This window comes from Streptomyces sp. NPDC051987, assembly GCF_040680735.1.
Lineage (GTDB): Bacteria > Actinomycetota > Actinomycetes > Streptomycetales > Streptomycetaceae > Streptomyces.
Map to the genome: position 1 here is coordinate 40702 of NZ_JBFAXI010000040.1, position 19590 is coordinate 60291.

At 71.2% G+C, this 19590-nt stretch carries 16 protein-coding genes; 13 read left to right on the forward strand and 3 right to left on the reverse strand.

Annotated elements, in window-relative coordinates:
- Position 1 precedes the first annotated feature (1 nt).
- Positions 2-1228 (forward strand): hypothetical protein, encoded by a 1227-nt coding sequence (locus AB0M11_RS22275; RefSeq protein WP_365708041.1) that lies wholly within the window; start codon positions 2-4, stop codon positions 1226-1228.
- Here AB0M11_RS22275 and AB0M11_RS22280 read toward each other — a convergent pair.
- Positions 1198-1827 (reverse strand): hypothetical protein, encoded by a 630-nt coding sequence (locus AB0M11_RS22280; RefSeq protein WP_365708043.1) that lies wholly within the window; start codon positions 1825-1827, stop codon positions 1198-1200. The genes AB0M11_RS22275 and AB0M11_RS22280 overlap by 31 nt on opposite strands.
- Before the next feature lie 590 nt (positions 1828-2417).
- Positions 2418-3095 (reverse strand): GAP family protein, encoded by a 678-nt coding sequence (locus AB0M11_RS22285; protein ID WP_365708045.1) that lies wholly within the window; start codon positions 3093-3095, stop codon positions 2418-2420.
- 404 nt (positions 3096-3499) lie between these two features.
- Here AB0M11_RS22285 and AB0M11_RS22290 point away from each other — a divergent pair, with 404 nt between their 5' ends.
- The gene (locus AB0M11_RS22290; RefSeq protein ID WP_365708047.1) at positions 3500-4222 is read left to right on the forward strand and encodes an alpha/beta hydrolase; all 723 of its coding nucleotides are present in this window, start codon (positions 3500-3502) and stop codon (positions 4220-4222) included.
- 220 nt (positions 4223-4442) lie between these two features.
- Positions 4443-4865, forward strand: coding sequence for a TOBE domain-containing protein (locus AB0M11_RS22295; RefSeq protein WP_365708049.1), 423 nt, complete (start codon positions 4443-4445; stop codon positions 4863-4865).
- Positions 4866-4916: 51 nt separating this feature from the next.
- On the opposite strand, the gene AB0M11_RS22300 is transcribed toward AB0M11_RS22295, so the two are convergent.
- Positions 4917-5936, reverse strand: a complete 1020-nt coding sequence (locus tag AB0M11_RS22300; RefSeq protein WP_365708051.1) for a cytochrome c oxidase assembly protein — start codon at positions 5934-5936, stop codon at positions 4917-4919.
- 170 nt (positions 5937-6106) lie between these two features.
- Between AB0M11_RS22300 and AB0M11_RS22305 the strand changes: the two genes are divergently transcribed.
- From AB0M11_RS22305 to AB0M11_RS22350, 10 genes are all read left to right on the forward strand, one after another.
- The gene (locus tag AB0M11_RS22305) at positions 6107-6721 is read left to right on the forward strand and encodes a hypothetical protein (RefSeq protein ID WP_365708055.1); all 615 of its coding nucleotides are present in this window, start codon (positions 6107-6109) and stop codon (positions 6719-6721) included.
- A 161-nt stretch (positions 6722-6882) separates the two neighbouring features.
- Positions 6883-7572 carry a hypothetical protein gene (locus AB0M11_RS22310; protein WP_365708057.1) on the forward strand — a complete coding sequence of 230 codons (690 nt, stop codon included), beginning with the start codon at positions 6883-6885 and terminating at the stop codon, positions 7570-7572.
- 381 nt (positions 7573-7953) lie between these two features.
- Positions 7954-8928 carry a phosphate ABC transporter permease subunit PstC gene (gene pstC, locus AB0M11_RS22315; RefSeq protein WP_365708059.1) on the forward strand — a complete coding sequence of 325 codons (975 nt, stop codon included), beginning with the start codon at positions 7954-7956 and terminating at the stop codon, positions 8926-8928.
- 2 nt (positions 8929-8930) lie between these two features.
- The gene (pstA, locus tag AB0M11_RS22320) at positions 8931-10469 is read left to right on the forward strand and encodes a phosphate ABC transporter permease PstA (RefSeq protein WP_365708061.1); all 1539 of its coding nucleotides are present in this window, start codon (positions 8931-8933) and stop codon (positions 10467-10469) included.
- Positions 10469-12166, forward strand: a complete 1698-nt coding sequence (gene pstS, locus AB0M11_RS22325; RefSeq protein ID WP_365708063.1) for a phosphate ABC transporter substrate-binding protein PstS — start codon at positions 10469-10471, stop codon at positions 12164-12166. Before pstA ends, pstS begins: the two co-directional genes overlap by 1 nt.
- Positions 12163-14769 carry a hypothetical protein gene (locus AB0M11_RS22330; protein ID WP_365708064.1) on the forward strand — a complete coding sequence of 869 codons (2607 nt, stop codon included), beginning with the start codon at positions 12163-12165 and terminating at the stop codon, positions 14767-14769. The genes pstS and AB0M11_RS22330 overlap by 4 nt, the downstream gene beginning before the upstream one ends.
- Positions 14770-14925: 156 nt before the next feature.
- The gene (locus AB0M11_RS22335; protein WP_365708066.1) at positions 14926-16920 is read left to right on the forward strand and encodes an Ig-like domain repeat protein; all 1995 of its coding nucleotides are present in this window, start codon (positions 14926-14928) and stop codon (positions 16918-16920) included.
- Positions 16921-16997: 77 nt separating this feature from the next.
- Positions 16998-17912, forward strand: a complete 915-nt coding sequence (locus AB0M11_RS22340) for a sortase (protein ID WP_365708068.1) — start codon at positions 16998-17000, stop codon at positions 17910-17912.
- A 146-nt stretch (positions 17913-18058) separates the two neighbouring features.
- Positions 18059-18850: a phosphate ABC transporter ATP-binding protein PstB gene (gene pstB / locus AB0M11_RS22345; RefSeq protein ID WP_365708100.1), complete on the forward strand. Its 792-nt coding sequence runs from the start codon at positions 18059-18061 to the stop codon at positions 18848-18850.
- A 369-nt stretch (positions 18851-19219) separates the two neighbouring features.
- Entirely contained in the window at positions 19220-19501 is a 282-nt protein-coding gene (locus AB0M11_RS22350) for a hypothetical protein (protein ID WP_365708070.1), read from the forward strand.
- The last annotated feature ends 89 nt before the right edge of the window (positions 19502-19590 follow it).

Below are 19590 nucleotides of genomic sequence, written 5' to 3' on the forward strand. Positions count from 1 at the left end.
CATGACCGACCGTTCCGCCCCGCTGCCTCGTCCGCGCTCCGATCTGACCGAGCCTCCCGACGCTGCGGGTGCGCCAGACCGGCCGGACAGCCTGAACGGTCTGCAGGGCCGCATGCTGATCCAGGTCAGCGCCGCCCGGCTCGGCTACGTCCAGGGACAGGTCGACCCGGTACGCAGTGGGCTCATCCTGTGTGGCACCGACGCCGTGAAGAAGGCCGGCGCCCTGCGATACAGGGAGGGCTACGCCGCTCCACTCCTGATCGACCCGGCGGTGTACGAGGTCAGCGCCGCGACCGAGGAGAACCCCTTCCCCTACGACGTCGAGCCCACGCTCTTCCTCGACGATCCCCTGGAACTGTCTCTGGCCGAGCAGCGGGACGCCGGAGCAACGCTCCCCATGACCCCCACCGGCTACATCAGGGCCGAGGACTCCGATGCCCTCCGGGCCGCCGTGACCCGTGTCCTGGAACTCGACGACCCAGAGGTGATCTTCGCCGCTCCGGTGGATGTCTCCTGGCTACGCGACGAGGAATCGACCCGCCAGCTCATCGCCTACCTGCGGATGGTCAAGGGGCCGAAGGCCATCATGCTGGGCGGACAGATGGACCCCCTGGCGCGTTACGCCAAGGCCGTAAGCCATCTCAAGCAGGTCATCGAGGAAGTCCCCGGGGCTGCCCTGCTACGCACGGATCTCGCGGCATTCGGCGCGCTGGCCTTCGGTGCCGCCTTCACAGCCTTCGGCGCCAGCAGCCGCTACCGGCACGTCGTCGCCCCCGGCGAAAAAGCGCAGACCAACAAGAGCATCCCCGTCCAGTCACCGCACGTTCTCTTCCCCGACCTGATGGCCTTCTTCCTGGGTGAGACGATCGCCAAGCGTTACGGTGGCGCCGAAGCTCCGGTCTGCTTCTGCTCGGCCTGTGCCGGCAAGCTCGCACTGGACGCCTTCACAAGCAACCGCGGCGAGCTTCCTGCCGCAGCGGCGGCACACAACGTCGCGGTCCTCATGGAGTGGCTGCGTGCCCTGACTTCGGTCAAGCCCGGCACAGCACGCCAGCAGTGGTGGTTCGACCGCTGCCGTAAAGCTCTCGATCAGTACGAACTGATCAACACGTCCATCAGGCAGCCGAAGGCGTTCAAGCCTCCGGCGCAGCTCGATCGATGGGCGTTGACCACTCCCGAAACCGCCAAGACACCGGCTCAGACAGCCGCCGCCGAGCGTAGGCGCTGATACACATCCTCGACGAACCACCAGGCCGCAGCGGTGTGCCGGGGCGGCCTGTAGTCCTCCGGCTCCAGTACCAGCTCGACCTCGTCTCCAGAGGCGACGAACACGCCGATGCCGTAGAAGTCGGCCTCGACGAGGACCTCATCCAGTCGGGCTGGAAGACGGTCCAAGAGCATGGCCCGGCGGCAGAAGGGAGCAAATTGGCCCGCTCGCTCAAGGCCCTGGCGCCACCCGGAAGCGCGAACCACAGCGAGATCCACCTGCAGGGGCCGCACGGCACGTCGGGTGACCGTCTTCCGGTCTCGCTCCACCGCTCCCGACGGCAGCCCTCGCACCGCCCGCCGCGCCGGCGAGTCCAGCGATTGCAGCGGAACAGGAACGTCCACCGGGAGTGTCAGCAGGCACTCAAGATCGGGCAGCTTATCCACCCGGGCGGCGGAGACTTCCTCGCGCCGCGCATGCTCGCCCTCGTTCAGACGGTAGAAGCACAGCGCCTCGGTCCCGAAGACAGAAACAGTTCGGGCCTGCCCGCCCGGCTCCAGCAAGGCGTGAGAAGCCTCCCGCACAGAACCGCCCGTCAGGGAACTCGCCAAGGTCACCATGGCCCCCACCCTGCCTCACTGGGATTCGACCGCATGCAGCGGCCCCGCGTTCATCCAAGCCGTATGCGTACGGGTACACCTACCAAACAGCTCAAGACCCCTCGCGGACACTGCCCGACTGGGATCCTTCTCCGCATCACTGCCCTCATCACGGCGCCCTAGGCGCGAAAGCTGGGCCTGAACGCGCCTCCCCAGCCACGTCCCCGGAGGGCGCATCCAGGGCACATGAGCCTGGGAAACGGCGTTGACCCGTGAGAACTACCGAGACGAGTTCCCGCAGGTCAACGCACGTTTCACCGAGAATGCACAGGTCACAACCCCGCCTCTTCCAATAGCTGCACGAGTGGCAGGACTTCAGCCATCGGTTGCACGAGGCGGGGCATCAGCCGTACTGCCTGGTGTGGCCGTGAGCTGAGGTTCCTCTAGGGGCGGGCGGGGTCTTCGGGCCTCGCCCTTTTTGGTGCCGTGACCATAACGGGCCGTCATAGTCTGCCGTGCCCCTCCGCAATGACGATCGTCGCAAGTGAACGCCACGGCCCGTCGGCCGCGACAGGGTGCGAGCGCGGTGCTCCCGTCGGCGCCCGCGCCCGTCAGGAGGTGAGGATGGAGATGCCGTCCCCGAGCAGTTTCAGGCCGAGGACGAAGAACAGGACCGCCATCACGGCGACGTTGTGCTGAGCCGCCCACTCCTTCCAGTTGCCGAGCGTGGCCCTGGCTCGCTCTCCCCCGACCAGGAAGACCGTCAGGGGGGCGAGCAGGCCGAGGGTGGCGATCACGACGAAGACCGCCAGGGCGGCGATCTGCTGCCCGACCGGCAGTCCTGCCGAGCCGATGGTCGCTCCGGCGGCGATGGTCAGCGGAGCGTTCTTCGCGTTGAGCGCGGCCAGGGCGACTCCCAGTGCGAAGATCTTGACGGGCGTGAGGCCGTCTATCGCGCTCATCCACTTCGGCAGCCGGGCCTGTGCGGGATCCCTGGGGCGCCGGTGCCACTGCCGGGCACCGAAGACGACGAGGAAGAGACCCAGGGCGAGCTTGACCGCGCCCACCCAGGTGGCCGGGTGCTTGTGGGCGGATGCGCCGGCCGGGGAGGCGATCGCCAGCATGACCGCGCCGAGCACCGCGAGCCCCAGGATCCAGCCGACGGTGAAGAGCACGCCGTTGAGCCGCCCTCGGGGCGTGGCGAGGATGAGGATGACGGCGATGATCGGAAGCGGGCTGACCGCGACGGCCGCCGCGAAACCCAGCACGTCACCGAGAACTGCGCCCATGGTTGCCTCCGTCCGGACGACGATCCGGTGGCGGTGGAACGGGCAGGGCACGGCGGCGGAAACGGCTGGTGGTCCAGCCGTCCATGCGGTCCGGCCCTGCGCATGGTCCAGCCTGCGGCGTGGTCCAGCCCTGCGCATGGTCCAGCCCGCCACGCGGTCCAGCCCTCTGCCATTTTCCTGCCCCGGGCCGGATCTGTCCTCAGGAGCGCCTGGGCCGCCGCGGACGGCGGCGAAAACCCGTTGGCGGGCCCCGGCGACCGCTGTTAGCGTTGCCGGGCCGTGCCAGAGACGAGGAGGTGGTACCCGTGAACGCTGTATCGACATGGGTGCTCCCCTCCGGGGTCGCGGTCGGGCGATAGGTCGTCCGGGAGCGCCGTTTCCGCGCACTCCCGAAAGGCACGACCATGCACTTCACTTCCGAACGGCGCCTCGACGACGGCGTCCTCGCGCGCGAGTTCACCCTCGGCGAGATCCCCGGCACCCTGTGGACGCCGGAATCCGTCGCCCCGGTCCCGCTGATCCTGATGGCCCACAACAACGGCCTGCCCAAAGGCGAGGCCCGGCTGGTGGCCCGAGCCCGGAAAACCGCGGCGTACGGCTTCGCGGTGGCCTCCATCGACGCCGCCGGGTGCGGTGACCGGCCCCGTTCCGCCGCCGACGAGCGGGCCCGCGCCGACCTCCGCCGGGCGATGCGGGCCGGCGAGCCGGTCGACGAGATCTTCGAGTCGTTCGTCGGCCCGCTGGTCGAGCACGCGGCCCCGGAATGGCGGACCACTCTGGACGCCCTGCTCGCCCTGCCCGGGATCGCCGGTCCGGTCGGCTACTCGGGCTGGACGGCCCTCGGCATCCGGCTGGCGGTGACCGAGCCGCGCATCACGGCCGCCGGCCTCTTCGCCGGGGGCTACGTACCCCGCGCCCAGCGCGCGGAGGCCCGGCAGGTCACCGTTCCGCTGCTGTTCCTGCTGCAGTGGGACGACGAGGGAAACCCCCGGCAGCGGGCCCTGGACCTGTTCGACGCCTTCGGCGCGAAGGAGAAGACGCTGCACGCCAATCTGGGCGGGCACACCGGCACCCCGTGGTTCGAACTGGAGGACAGCAACCGGTTCTTCCGCCGCCACCTGACGTGAGAACGGGCCGGGCGCGACCCGGGCCCCGACGACGACGGACGGACCGTCAGAGGGGGGCGCGGCTCCTCGTGGAAACCCCGGACAGCGCCACGGCCTCGTCCTGGGCTTCGCGCAGGCGGTCCGCGCTAGGTTGGAGAAACGGAGTCGCCACAAACTCCGCCAATCCGTCTTTTCCTTCTCTCTCTCCTTCCTCTTTTCCTTCCTCCAGGGGCGGCCCGTCATGAGTCTGAGCATCCGCAACCAGATCCCCGGCACGGTCACCGCCGTCACCCCGGGCGAGGTGATGGCGACCGTGAAGGTCCGTCTCGACGGCGGCCAGGAGCTGACCGCCGCGATCACCCTGGAGGCGGTCCGGGAGCTGGGGCTCGCCGAGGGTACGGCCGTACGGGCGATGGTGAAGTCCACCGAGGTCGCGCTCGCCACCGGCCGGCTGCCGGGGGTGTCCATCCGGAACCAGCTGCCCGGCACGGTCAGCGACGTGGCCACGGGCGGCGCGATGGCCACGGTCAAGGTCGCCGTGGCCGGGGGCCAGGACCTCACCGCGGCGATCACCAGGGACGCCGTCGGCGACCTCGGCCTGGCGGCCGGTGCGCCGGTCGTGGCGCTGATCAAGGCGACCGAGGTGTCCCTCGCGACCGCGTGAGCCGGTCACCTCGCGCGCCCGCGGCGGCCGCCGCGGGCGCGGCCGCCGAGGTCACTTCTCGCCGTGCTGGCGGCGGATCCGCGCCGCCACCTCGTTCTCCTCCGTCTCCCACCAGGGGCGGACCCGCTCGGCGGAGGGGACGGGGGCGGAGACGGAGGCAGAGTCGGGGCCGGGAGCCGTCGAGGACGCGGCGGCCGGGGCGGGCGCGGGGACCCGGGCCAGCTGTTCGTCCAGGTGGCGGTCGAGGGCCGCCGTCTGGACGCGTTCCGCGCGCGCCCACTGGAACAGGATCGCCAGCAGGAACGGCAGGGCGACCAGCTCGGCGATGCTCAGCATCGCGCCGCCGCCGATCTGCTGGTCCTGCCGGACGTCGGGGGCCCAGGCCGGGTGGTGGTGCAGGTACCAGGCGCCGGCGATCAGCGTGCCGTGGGTCATCACGACGACCCCGGGGACCGCGTCGATCACGCCGTCCAGGAAGACCAGGGCCGCCCGTACGGGGTGGGTGCACCAGGCCGGCAGGGTCTCCTCCCGGGTCAGCACCGGCACGACGAAGAGGCAGCCCGCCACCAGCAGGTGCAGGTACATCAACTCGTGCAGCCAACCCACCCTCAGTGCGGTGGCGAAGTACGGGGTGAAGTAGACCGTCAGCTCGGTGGCCAGCACCAGCGCCGTGCTGACCAGCGGGAAGGTGAGGAGGCGGACCAGGCGGCCGGTCATCGCGCGGCGCAGCCGGGCCGCCGCGGGCGCCGGCAGCGCCTCGGTGGCCAGGCGCAGCGGGTCGCCCAGGGCCAGGCCGAGCGGGGCCACCAGGTCGAGCAGGATGTTCTGCACGGCCGCGGGCCAGAACAGCACATGGTCGTAGACGGCCAGGCCCGACATCGTCGCGACGACCAGCGCGCCCAGGCCCAGTCCCGCGAACGCGGCGGTCCGGCCCGCCGACCAGGCGCCTCCCCCGGCGCGCACGCGCCGCACGCCCCAGGCGTACAGGCCGCCCAGGAGCACGACCAGCAGCAGCGCCGGCACGTCCGGCTGCCACGACGTCAGCAGCCGGCCCACGGTCAGCTCGGCCATCCGGCTCACCCTCCTTCGTCCACTGCGCGACGCTATACCCGCTCTGTCTCGCGCCCGCGGCGGGGTTCCGTGCAGAATCGGCCGGATCACCGTCCGGTGGTCGAACGATGATCGGCCGGTCTTCGGCACGCTTCACAGGGTGGGGATACATGTTCGGTAAGCGACTCCTGATGAGCGGAGCCATAGCGATTCTGATCGGCACGCTGGGCGCGTGCTCCGGGGACGGGACCGGAAGCGGGAGCGGGAGCGACGACGGCGTCAGTTACGAACAGGACGACACCCGCACCGACCCGGCGACGGGCACGGGCACCGGCACCGGCACCGGCACCGGCACTGACTCCGGCACCGGCTTCGGCTCCGGTGGCACCTCCGCCGCCCAGGACGGCACCGTGCGGGACGACAACACCGTGCACGGGCTGAAGGACGCCGTCCGGCACGTCACCGCGAAGACCACCCGGGCCACCCGGCCCCGCCTGGTCGGCACGTGCACCACCGCCACCCGCCGGGTCCGGCACACCGCCACCGGCGGCACCGGCCGCAGACGCACCACCCGTACCTGGTACACGACCGAGCGGTACCGGTCCTGCACCAAGGTCCACCGCGGCACCGAGACCTACCGCGAGACCGTGCGCCCCGAGAAGTGGTGCGTGGAGCTGAACGACGTGAACGGCGACAAGCGGCGGGACGACGTCTGGTACCAGGTCAGCAGCTCGGTCTACGGCGACGCCCAGGCCGCGGCCGGCCACGCCCGACTGGAGTTCGTCCCGTCCCGCGCCGGCTGCTGAGCCGCCCGGCCGCTCCTCCCACGTCACAGTTCTGTGCGCACCAGAGGTGATTCTTGTTCACTTTCGTTCGGCCCTCCTTAAGGTGATCAACGCGGCTCGCGGATCTTGACCACCTCCGCCGCCGGACAGGGGAGACGGGACGCACAGGGGGCTTCATCATCATGGGGGAACGATTCGCCATGCCTCGGCGCCGGCCGGGCCGGCCGGTCGCCGCACTGCTGGCCGCCGTCGGCGTCGTCGCCGGCGTGCTGGTCGGCAGGCCGGGGCTGGAGACGGTGGCGGGCTGCGGCACCACGGCGGACCTGTATCCGTCCCAGACGGCGAAGGACTGGGTGTCGTACGCCGACCACGTCGTCGTCGCCAGTCCGACCGGGGAGCGGGAGACGAACCGGCGGACCTACGCCAAGGGGCCCGTGGCGTACGCGACGGACCGGCTGGTGAGCTTCCGCACCGACAGCAGACTGTGGTCGCGCACCGCACCCCGGCACAGCCTCGGCCCCGCCTTCGACGTGGTCGGCCCCGGCTGGGACGTCTACCGCTCCAGCGGCACCCGGGTCGCCCAGATGGCCACCGACGCGCCCCGCCTCCAGACCGGCCACACCTACCTGCTCGCCCTGCGCTGGCACGCGGGCGCCTGGGCGGTCCTCGGCGAGGGCGGGGCCGTGCCCTTCGACGACCACACCGGCGACCAGGGCGAGTGGTGCGGACGCGTGCTCAGCAAGGAGGACGTCGCGGAGGGCGAGCGGTTCTCCCGGCACGAGGACCACAGCCTGGAGAAGGCCCTGCTGGGACAGGACGAGCAGGCCGCCAAGAGCGCTCTGGACCGCGCGGCCGGCGCCGGCCGCGGCTGATCCTCGACCCGCGTTCGTCTGCTTCCGGTCACGTCACCGGCCCACCCGGCCGGGCGGCGGCATGACCGCCCGTCCGGCCGGACCGCATCCGCTTCGCCCGAACTCCCTCTGCCCGAACGCCTGCTGAGCGGCGCGGCGGCCGCGCGGAGTACCGACCGCGTGACCCTCCAGTACACAGGCACCCACATCTCCCCCACCGAAACGGCATGAACAGTTCACCTGCGCTCCACCTTCGACGTGGCGGTGCGCAAGGAACCGGCCATTGACTCCTCTCGCGCGGCAACCCGTTGGAGCCGCGTAGGGGGTCATTCGTTTCCGTTTAGGGGGGGCACAGTGGTGTCCGCGCTCAAGGGTTCCGCAGGGGCGGAATCCGAAAGACCCGTGCCCAGGCAGCTGTCGGCCGCCCGGGGTCTCGGGGACCGGATCTTCCGGGTCCAGTTGACGGCCTCCGGCGTCACCGTCCTCGCCATCATGGCTGCCGTGGGGCTGTTCCTGCTGCTCCGGGCCGGGCAGGCGCTGCGGACCCGAGGGGTCTGGGGCTTTCTCACCACCGCCGAATGGCAGCCGGACGTGCACCGCTTCGGCATCGCGGCGGTGCTCACCGGCACCCTGCTGATCGCCGCCGTGGCCGTCACGATCAGCGTGCCGCTGGCCCTCGGGACCGCCCTGTTCATCTCGGACATCGCGCCCCGCCCGCTGCGCCGCACACTCGTCTCCATGGTCGACCTGATGGCCGCCGTGCCGTCCGTGGTCTACGGCCTGTGGGGCCTGTTCTTCCTCCAGCAGCACGTCATCGGCCTCTCCCGCTGGCTGTCGGACTGGTTCGGGTGGATCCCCTTCCTGCACGTCGACGGCGTCCAGCCGGGCGAGCCGCTGTCCTCCCAGAGCGTCTACACCGCCTCCACCTTCGTGGCCGGCATCGTCGTGGCCCTGATGGTCGCGCCGATCCAGTGCTCGGTGATGCGCGAGGTGTTCACGCAGGCGCCGGCCGGTGAACGGGAGGGTGCCTATGCGCTCGGTGCCACCCGCTGGGGCATGATCCGCGCGGTCGTACTGCCCTACGGCATAGGCGGGATCATCGGCGGCACGATGCTGGGCCTGGGCCGCGCGCTCGGCGAGACCATCGCGGTCTACCTGATCATCTCGCCGGTCTTCACCATCCAGCCGCACATCCTGCAGACCGGCTCGAACTCCGTCTCCTCCCTCATCGCCCTGCACTACGGCGATGCCTCCACCTTCGGCATGTCGGCGCTGATGGCAGCGGGCCTGGCGCTGTTCCTGCTCACCCTGGCGGTCAACTTCACCGCCTCCTCGATCGTGGCGCGGTCACGGTCCGGCGCACAGAGCGAGGCCTGACGATGACCGTCGTAGACCTTGAGAAGGGCGCTCCCCAGGACGCCCCGCGGAGCATCCCCCGGCAGACCGCCGAGGGCAAGGGTCCGCGCACCGCCGCGGCCTCCGCGGTCACCGGCCTACCCGACGTGCCGCGCCGGATCGGCGGGGTCACCCGCTCCGGTGTGCTGTCGGTGTTCGGCGCCGCCGCGTCCGGGCTGTGCGTCGCCGTCCTCCTCTTCGGCGAACTGGCGCCGTTCTCCGGCGCTCTGGGGTTCTTCGTCACCGCATACCTCTCTTTCCTAGGTATCTACGCGGTGTTGACAGGGCTTGAGGAGGACGGGCAGGCGGTACGGGACCGGGTGATGACCGTCGTCCTGTGGTCGGCGGGCGGCATGATGTTCGCCGCGCTCACCCTGGTCGTCGGCTTCACCGCGTGGCGCGGCCGGGAGGCCCTGCCGCACGCCAACTTCTTCACCCAGGACATGCAGGCGGCGGGCCCGCTCGACCCGCTGACCGACGGCGGTATCGCGCACGCCATGCTCGGCACGCTCATCATGATCACCATCGCGCTGGCGATCACGGTGCCGCTGGGCCTGGCCTGCGCGGTGTACCTGAACCAGATCCCGGGCCGCTTCTCCCGGTTCGTCCGCACGATCGTCGAGGCGATGACCGCGCTGCCGTCCATCGTGGCCGGCCTGATGGTCTACGCCGTCTGGATCCTCAACCTCGGCATGCAGAAGTCGGGTCTGGCGGCAGGCTTCGCGATCAGCGTGATGATGCTGCCGATCGTGATCCGCGCAGCGGACGTCGTGCTGCGCCTGGTCCCCGGCACCCTCACGGAGGCGTCCGAGGCGCTCGGCGCGCCGCGCTGGCGGACGGTCTGGCACGTGGTCCTGCCCACCGCCCGCTCCGGCCTCGCCACCGCCGTCATCCTCGGCACCGCCCGCGGCATCGGCGAGACCTCGCCGGTCCTGCTCACGGCGGGCTTCACGGCGGCGCTCAACGCCGACCCGACCAGCGGCCCGATGATCTCCCTCCCGCTGGCCGTCTTCAACTTCGTCAAGTCCCCCGAGCCCACCATGATCGCCCGTGGTTTCGGCGCGGCGGCGGTCCTGATGGCACTCGTCCTGGTCCTCTTCGTGATCGCCCGCGTGATCGGCGGCCGCGGCCCCGGCCACCAGAACAAGCGCCAGGCGAGGCGGGCGGCCCGCGCCTCCCGCCGGGACGTGACGCGATTCGCCGAACTCCACACGCCGGGCCTGGAGCTGTTCGAGACCGGTTCCTCGGAGTCCGACGGCGGGACCGAGCACCCCGAAAGCAGCGCGCAGACCGGTGCTTCTGAAGGCAGCGGCCACACCGAGCGCCCCGAAAGGGGCGCGGGGAACGGCGCGCCCAGCCCCGACGCACCAGCAGCCGACAACGGCGAGCAGTCCCCCGAGGACAACGCACCCGCAGCCGCCGACGGCGGTCCCGCCCCACAAGGGCCACCCGCACCTGACAACGAAACTCGCACGGGTGGTGCGGGTGGGAACTCAGACCCCGCTACAGGAGACGCGCACTGATGTCCAGCCTTGTCATCAACGCCCTGAGACGGCTGGGCATCCTGGCCGCACTCATCGGCATCCTCGCCACAGCCACCCCCGCTTCGGCCGACTCCTACACCCCCATCGCCGGCGCCGGCTCCACCTGGGCCGAGAACGCCGTCGACCAGTGGCGTCGCGACGTCAACAAGAACGGCATGCGCATCAGCTACGCCGGTACCGGTTCGTCGGACGGCCGCCGCCAGTTCCTGTCCGGCACCGTCGACTTCGCCGTCTCGGACATCCCGTTCCAGACGAACCCCACCGACGGCAGCGCGGCCGAACGCCCCGCGAAGGGCTCGTACGCCTACATGCCGATCGTGGCGGGCGGCACGGTGTTCATGTACCACCTCACCGTCAACGGCAAGAAGGTCACCAACCTCCGCCTCTCCGGCGACGTGGTCACCAAGATCTTCACCGGGGCCGTCAAGACCTGGGACGACCCGGTCATCAAGGCCGACAACCCCGGCCTCCAGCTCCCCCACCGCACGATCGTCCCGGTCGTCCGCTCCGACGGGTCCGGCTCCACCGCCCAGTTCACGATGTGGATGGCGAACCAGCACAAAGATCTGTGGAACGCCTACTGCTCCAAGGTCGGCCGCTCGGGATCGTGCGGGCAGACGTCGTACTACCCCACCGTCTCCGGCATGATCGCCCAGTCCGGTGACCTCGGCGTCGCCGGGTACGTCGCCCAGAACTACGGCGAGGGCGCGATCGGGTACGTCAACTACTCGTACGCGCTCAATGCGCACTACCCGGTCGCCAAGGTCCTGAACCACGCGGGCTACTACACCGAGCCCACCCCACAGAACGTGGCGGTCTCGCTGCTCAAGGCGAAGATCAACACGAACAAGAACTCGGCGGACTACCTCACCCAGCAGCTCGACGGCGTCTACAACGACTCGGACAAGCGCAACTACCCGCTGTCCAGCTACTCGTACATGATCCTGCCGCTGAAGGTGCAGGGCACCTTCACCGCGGCCAAGGGCAAGACGCTCGGCGCGTTCTCGTACTACTTCATGTGCCAGGGCCAGCAGCAGGCGCCGAACCTCGGATACTCGCCGCTGCCGATCAACCTCGTCCAGGCCGGCTTCGACCAGATCCGCCGGATTCCGGGCGTGCAGGCGCAGAACATCAACATCAAGAACTGCAACAACCCCACCTTCTCGGCCAACGGCGAGAACCGGCTGGCGCAGACCGCGCCCTACCCGCCCGCCTGTGACCGCAAGGGTGCCGCCCCGTGCACCAGCGGCAGCGGCGGCGCCACCACCGGTTCCGGCAACGGCAGCGGCGGTTCCTCCGGCGGTTCGACCGGCTCCACCGGTACCGGCACCGCAGGCGGCTCCACCGGCGGCGGCTCCGGCTCGGCCGGCGGCAACAGCGCCCAGCCCTCCGTCGACCCGGACACCGGCCAGACCATCTCGCCCGACGGCACCACGGGTTCCGCCGCCGGCGGCACCGGCGCGGCCGCCGGCGGCACGGTGGCCCTGGCCCAGCCCGTCGCCGTCGCCACCGCGCACGGCTGGACCGGCACCCAGACGCTGATGCTGCTGGCCGCGGTCCTGGTCTTCGGCCTGCTCCTGCTGCCCTCGCTGGTCTCCCGCCTGGTGGGCAGCCGGGCGGGCGGCAACGGAGACACCAACGGGAACAGCCGCTCGGAAGACGGGAGTTCGCGATGAGACGCACCCGGATGCGCAACGCGCTGATACGCCTGCTGGCCGGTGCCACGGTCGGCGCCCTCGCCGGACTCGCGGTCGCCCAGACCGCGCCCACGGCGGCCGCGGCCACCGACTCCGCCGTGACCGTCTCCGGCCGCGGCGAGTTCAAAAACATGAAGTTCACGGTCTCCCAGACCAAGGACCTCACCAGCCAGGCCGTCACGGTGAGCTGGACCGGCGGTACCCCGACCACCTTCGCGGGCACGCAGTTCAACACCGACTTCGTGCAGATCATGCAGTGCTGGGGCGACGACGACGGCACGGTCCCGTCCAACCCGGGCCCGCCGCGCACCCAGTGCCAGTACGGCGCCTCCCCCACCACCAACCGGACCAGCTGGCCCGGCAACGGCCAGGACGACACCCGGCAGATCTTCTACAGCGCCGACCCCACCAACTACGGCCAGGACAACCGGTACGGCGCCGCCAACCCGAACGCCCCGGGCGAGGTCCCCTTCAAGTCGGTGGACGGCACGACGATCACCACCAACACCCAGAACAACTCGCTGTTCAACTACAACACCACCAACGAGATCGACTTCGCCCGTACCGGTACCAACGGCACCGGCAAGGAGTTCTTCGAGGTCCAGACCGCCAACGAGGCACCCCACCTCGGCTGCGGCGTCCCCGTCACCACCGACGGCGTCACCAGGCCCCGCTCCTGCTGGCTGGTGATCGTCCCGCAGGGTCATCTGGACCTGGACGGCAAGCCGTACGCCGACCAGAGCCAGGTCAACGCGGGCTCGCCGGTCTCCTCCACCAACTGGAAGAACCGGATCGCGGTCAAGCTGGACTTCAACAGCGTCGGCAGCAACTGCGCCCTCGGCGCCGACGAACGCCCCACCACCGGCAGCGAGCTGGCGGCGGACGCGATGACCAGCTGGCAGGCCCAGCTCTGCTCGGCCGGGAAGGTCTACGGCTACACCGAACTCGGTGAGCCCGACACCCGGTCCCGGATGATCTCCGACGCCTCCTCCACGGGCCTGGCCTTCACCACCCGGAAACTGGGCGCGGACGCGGGCACCACGGCGCCGTCGGGGACGACGACGTACGCTCCGGTCGCACTCTCCGGAGCCGTCATCGGGTTCACGATCGAGCGCAGACCGAAGTCCGGGGCACCGGACGACATCAGGAAACTCGCCGGCACCAAGGTCGAGTCCATCAAGCTCAACCAGCGCCTGGTCGCCAAGCTGCTCACCGAGTCGTATCGCAACTCCACCTGGGGTTCGGTCATCAACGGCACGTCGTCCAAGGGATACGGCTGGACGAAGAACAACCCGGCCGGCATCGCCTCCGACCCCGAGTTCATCGCCCTGAACCCGGAGTTCCAGTACCTGTCCGTCGCCGAGACGCCGGCCACCGACACCGACCTGATCACCGCCCTCGGCCACTCCGACACCGCCCGCGCGGTCTGGCAGTGGATCCTCGCCGACAAGGACGCCCGGCAGTTCCTCTCCGGTGTCCCCGACGACGACGGCATGCGGGTCAACCCGTACTACAGCACCAACACCGACCTGAACCCGACCGGTGTCGCCTTCGACCCGGCGAGCACCGACGACTACCCGAAGAGCGACCCCTGGTGCACGGTGCCGCCCGGCTCGGACGCGCCGTCCACGGCCACCCAGTGCATGACCGACTTCCACCCCTACGTGGACGACATGCACTCCGGAGCCCTGCACACCCGGCGCGCGGACACCCTGTGGAAGTCCTCCTGGGACGCGCTCTCCAGCCCCCAGGCGTACAAGAGCCCGGGTCCGCAGACGGTCGGCTCGCGCTTCATCATCACGATCACGGACACGGCCTCCGCCGCCCGGTACGGCCTGCAGACCGCGGAGCTGAAGAACACCGCCGGCGCGTACGTGGCCCCGAGCACGGCCGGCCTGACCGCGGCCGCCGCGACCGCCACCGGCTCCGGCGTCGCCGAGATCACCCCGGCCAACGCCACGGCCAAGGCCGCCTACCCGCTCGCCGAGCTGGTCTACGCGGCGGTCCGGCCCGGCAAGGTGAGCAAGGCGGCCCGCCAGGACTACGCGGCCCTGCTGCACTACGCCTCCGGCACCGGCCAGACGCCGGGCGCCGACCCGGGCAAGCTGCCCGACGGCTACGCCCCGCTCCCCTCGAAGCTGCGCGCCGAGACCGTGAAGGCGGCGAACGCGCTGCTCGACTACACCGGACCGACCTCCACCGGCGGGTCTGCCGACGGCGGCGGCACCGACACGGGCGGGGGCGGCGCCCCCAGCGGTACCGGCGCGGTCGGCGGCGGCACGACCGGCGGCGCCGGCACGGGTACACCGACCGACGGCACCAGCACCTCGCCCAGCGCCAAGCCGTCCTTCGACGGCGGCAAGGCGCTGCAGACCACCGCGGCCGGGAACACCCCGGCGGACCCGGCCACGCCGCTGCGCTACGCCGTGCCGGTGGGGGCCGCGCTCGGGGCGGTCGCCGGGGTCGGGGCGCCCTTCGCGGGCGGGCGTCGGCTGTCGCTTGCCTCCGTACGGACGGCAGTGCGTCGGCTGCGGGCCCGCGGGGGCTGGTCGCGCCCACGCGGCGAAGCCGGACATGGATAAGGTCCCGCGCCCCTGACGGGGCGCTGCCCCACCGGAGTCAGGTACTCCCCACAGACGGCCGTCCGCCCCGAAAGGCAGTCGGGGCGGACGGTTCGCACCACCCTGCCAGATCCTCTGGCGACACCCAGCTAGCTAGCTCTTGTCAGGAGACTCTCGATGCGCAGAATGCGCTCTTCGGCGGCGTTCGTCGCCGCTGCCGTGGTGGCCGGCGGCCTCGCCCTCGCCACCCCGGCGGTCGCCGACCCGGACGCCGGTGCCTTCCGCCAGCTGGTCGGCGTGGGCTCGGACACCACCCAGGACGTGCTGAACGCCCTTGCCGGTGACACCGTGAACGGCACCAGCTACTCCGCCACCGCGGTGAAGTCGGCGAACGGCGCGGGCATCGCGTCGTACGACGCGATCGAGCCCGGCACCGGCTCCACCACCTCGACCATCAAGACCCGTAGCGGCGGCCCGTCGTTCCTGCGCCCGAACGGCTCCGGCAACGGCCGTCTCGCCCTGAGCGAGTCGCTGACCGGCGACAAGTTCCCGACCAGCGCCGGTGTCTCCATCAGCGGTCAGGTCGACTTCGCCCGTTCCTCCGGCGGCCCGTCCGTCTCCGGAACGGCGCTGACCTACATCCCGATGGCGCGTGACGCGGTCGGTGTCGCCGTCAAGGGCTCGGCCCTGGACACGCTGACCGCGGACCAGCTGCACGACATCTACTCGGGCACGCTCACCACGGTGAACGGCCAGACCGTGCACCCGAAGATCCCGCAGGCCGGTTCCGGCACCCGCAAGTTCTTCCTCGCGGCCATCGGCCTGACCGACGCGACGCTCTCCCCGAACGTGACCACCGTCCAGGAGAACCAGGCCAACGCGGCCCTCACCGAGGACGGCGCGCTCGTCCCGTTCTCCGTCGGTTCCTGGATCGCCCAGATCAACGGCGTCTCCCCCGACTACAGCAAGACGGCGGCCGCGGCCGGCGGCCACCTGGCCTCCATCCAGCTGCCCGGCGACACCGGCGGCGCCACCAGCCCGGTCACGACCGTCAACGGCAAGCTGTCCCCGGTCACCGCCTACTACGACAACTCGACCTTCGGCCGTGACGTCTACAACGTCGTGCCGAGCCGGGCGATCGACACCAGCAGCATCTTCTTCGACAAGGACCTGTACGACGTCTTCGTCACCAGCGGCAGCCACACCGCCGCGCTGGCGTCCGACGCCGCCGAGTCGGTCATTGCCAAGTTCGGCTTCGTCAACGAGCCCTACAACGGCTCCATCTCCCTGGCCAAGCACGCCAAGCTCGGCGGCCTGGAGGAGTCCGGCGTCGACGCCTCGGTGCCCGGCGCCCCCACCGTCAAGGGCTCCGTCGGCGACGCGAGCGTGGCGCTGTCCTGGACCGCCCCGTCCGCCACCGCGCTGCCGGTCACCGACTACCGCGTCACGCTGACCGACGCGGACGGCGCTCTCGTCGCCACGAAGGACCTCGCGGCCTCCGCCACGTCGTACGCCTTCACCGGCCTGGCCACCGGCACCTACACCGCCACGGTCACCGCCAACAACCTCAACGGCACCGGCGCGGCCGCCACCTGGACCGGCTCGCTCAAGTACACCAGCACGACCACCGCCACCGCCGCCACCACCGCCTACGGCAAGACCCCCAAGGTCGCCGTCACCGTCGCCGGCTCGCACGGTGTCACGCCGGCCGGCAAGGTCACGGTGAAGGAGGGCTCCACCACCCTCGGCACCGGCACCCTCGACGCGTCCGGCAAGGTCACCATCGGCCTGTCGAACCACCTCAAGGTCGCCACGCACTCCCTGTCGGTCTCCTACGCGGGCAGCGCCGGTCTGAACGCGTCCTCGACGACCGTCTCCCTGAAGATCACCAAGGCCACGGCGTCGGTCTCCACCTCCGCCCCGACCTCGGTCAGCCACACCGCCCACGCCAAGGTCGCCGTCAAGGTCACCGCGTCCGGCACCACCCCGACCGGCACCGTCCGCATCTACCAGGGCTCCAAGGTCATCGCGACCGGCACCCTGAGCAGCGGCAAGGTCACCATCACCCTGCCGAAGCTGGCCAAGGGCAAGCACACCCTGCACGCCTTCTACGTCGGTTCCTCGACCGTCAACTCGAAGGCCGGCGCCAACTTCACCATCACCAGCAAGTGACCGTCTGACGGGCCCGCCGGGAGTCACGTTCGGCTCCCGGCGGCCCCTCACCGATTCCCCGAAGGAGGCGGGCCGCCATGACCGTCGCCGTACCGACACCGAAAACCCTGGCTCCGGCCGTGCCCCGCAGGCCCGTCCGCAGCCTCACCTTCGTCCGCCACCTCTCGCGCGGCGGACTGCTCAGCCTCGCCGCCCTGCTGCTCGGCATCACCGCCCAGCTGCTGGTGTTCAGCGGCGCCCAGGAACACTCCGCGCAGCACGCCGACTTCGACCAGCTGCGCGAGCAGCTCGCCCTCGGCACCGCCCCGGTCGCGCAGACCGGGCAGGACGGCAAGCTGCTGGCACCCGGCACTCCGGTCGCGCTCGTCGACATACCCAAGCTGGGCCTGAGCCAGGTCGTCCTGGAGGGCACCGACTCCTCCGTGCTGACCGACGGCCCCGGTCACCGCCGGGACACCCCGATGCCCGGCCAGGCCGGCACCAGCGTGCTGATGGGCCGGGCGGCGGCGTACGGCGGACCGTTCGGCAAGCTCTCCCGGCTCGCCACCGGCGACACGTTCTCCGTCACCACCGGCCAGGGCAAGGCGAAGTTCCAGGTCATCGACGTACGGCGGGCCGGCGACCCGGCGCCGACGGCGCTGGCCGCGGGCAAGAGCCGGATCGTCCTCATCACCGCCACCGGCCCGAAGTACATGCCCTCCGGGATCCTGCGCGTCGACGCCGACATGGTCTCCACGCCGTTCCAGACCCCCTCGGCCGTGATCCGGGCGGGCACCCTGCCCGGCTCCGAGGAGCCGCTGGCCCGCCCCTCCGGGGTGCCGTGGCCGCTGGTGATGTGGCTGCAGGCGCTGCTCCTCACCGCCGTGGCCGCCGTCTGGACCTGGCACCGCTGGGGCCGCCACCAGACGTGGATCGTCTTCGCCCCGGTCGTCGCGGTGCTCGGCCTCCAGGTCGCGACGCGGACCACCGAACTGCTGCCGAATCTGCTGTGACCGAGGTGAGTGAAGTGACCGAAGCAACCGATGTGACCGTGCCGACCGAGACTGCCGAGACTGCCGAGACCGCCGTGACTGCCGTGACCGCCGACCTGACCGACACCGCCGTACTCCCCACCGCCACCGCCACCGGAACCGCCGCCGTGGTGGACGGCCCCGCCCCCGCCACGCTCGAAGCCCGTACCGTCTCGGCCTGGTTCGGCTCGCACCAAGTGCTCAGCCAGGTGTCGCTGACCATGCCCTCGGGCGAGGTCACCGCGCTGATCGGCCCGTCCGGCTGCGGCAAGTCGACGTTCCTGCGCACCCTGAACCGGATGCACGAGCTGATCCCGTCCGCGCAGTTCGGCGGCGAGGTGCTCTTCGAGGGCGAGGACATCTACGACCCGTCCTGGCGGCTGACCGACGCCCGCCGCAGGATCGGCATGGTCTTCCAGAAGCCGAACCCGTTCCCGGCGATGTCGATCTACGACAACGTGGTGGCGGGCCTGAAGCTGACCGGCACCAAGGTGAACCGCCGGGAGAAGGACGTCCTGGTCGAGGAGTCCCTGACCCGCGCCGGCCTGTGGAAGGAGGTCCGCGACCGGCTCCGACAGCCCGGCGGCGCCCTCTCCGGCGGCCAGCAGCAGCGTCTGTGCATCGCGCGGGCCCTGGCGGTCCGCCCCCGGGTCCTTCTCATGGACGAGCCCTGCTCGGCCCTGGACCCCACCTCCACCCGGCGCGTCGAGGAGACCATCCAGGACCTGGCCGGTCAGGTGACGATCGTCATCGTCACCCACAACATGCAGCAGGCGGCCCGCGTCTCCCAGCAGTGCGCGTTCTTCCTGGCCGAGCAGGGCACCCCGGGCGGCATCGTGGAGCACGGCGACACGGAGGCCGTCTTCAACTCCCCGCAGGACCAGCGCACGGCCGACTACGTGGCGGGCCGGTTCGGCTGAGCGCGGCCGGGGCCGGTCCAGGAGGACGGGCGAGGCACGGTCCGGGACGACCGGCAGGGCACGGTCCAGGAGGACGGGCGGGGGACGGTGCGGACCGCGTCCCTGCCCTGCCGTCACCCCGGCGCACGCCGTGCCGTCACCCGTGCGGGCCACGCCGCGGACCGCCGGACGCGCCCCGCGAGCCCCCTCCGCCACCCCCTGGCGCCCCCTGGCGCCCGCCTGCCACCCCACGCCCGAGCTGATGCCGGCACGGCCGCTCGCCCCGACGTCCCCGCTGGTGTGAACACGCGTGAACGGTGCCTGGCCGGACCCTACGTATTGTAGGTTCCCCATCGGCCACGGCGGCTCGTCAGCTCACGGGGGTACCTCATGCAGGGCACGGACACGCAGGAGGCGCGGCGCAGCCTCGTGCCCACGGTGGCGGTGCTGGTGGCGAGCCTGCTGGTCGCGGCGGTGGGGGTGTACGAGCTGTCCGGCTTCGGCCTGCACAGCCTCGACCGGCGCCCGCACCTGTTCAGCGACGGACTGGCGACCGGCGGGGTGATCGTGGCGGCGGTGGCGGCCGGGGCGGCGGTGGGCAACCTGGCGTGGATGCTGGCGGCCCGGCGGCGGGTGGAAAGGGAACGGGCACAGGCTCCAGCACGTCCTTAAGAGGCAGGAGGGCCTTTCACACCGTATTCCGTACGGGATCCCGTACGGGGGTGGATCGCTCCCCGGTATGCCACGGCTACCCTACGGAC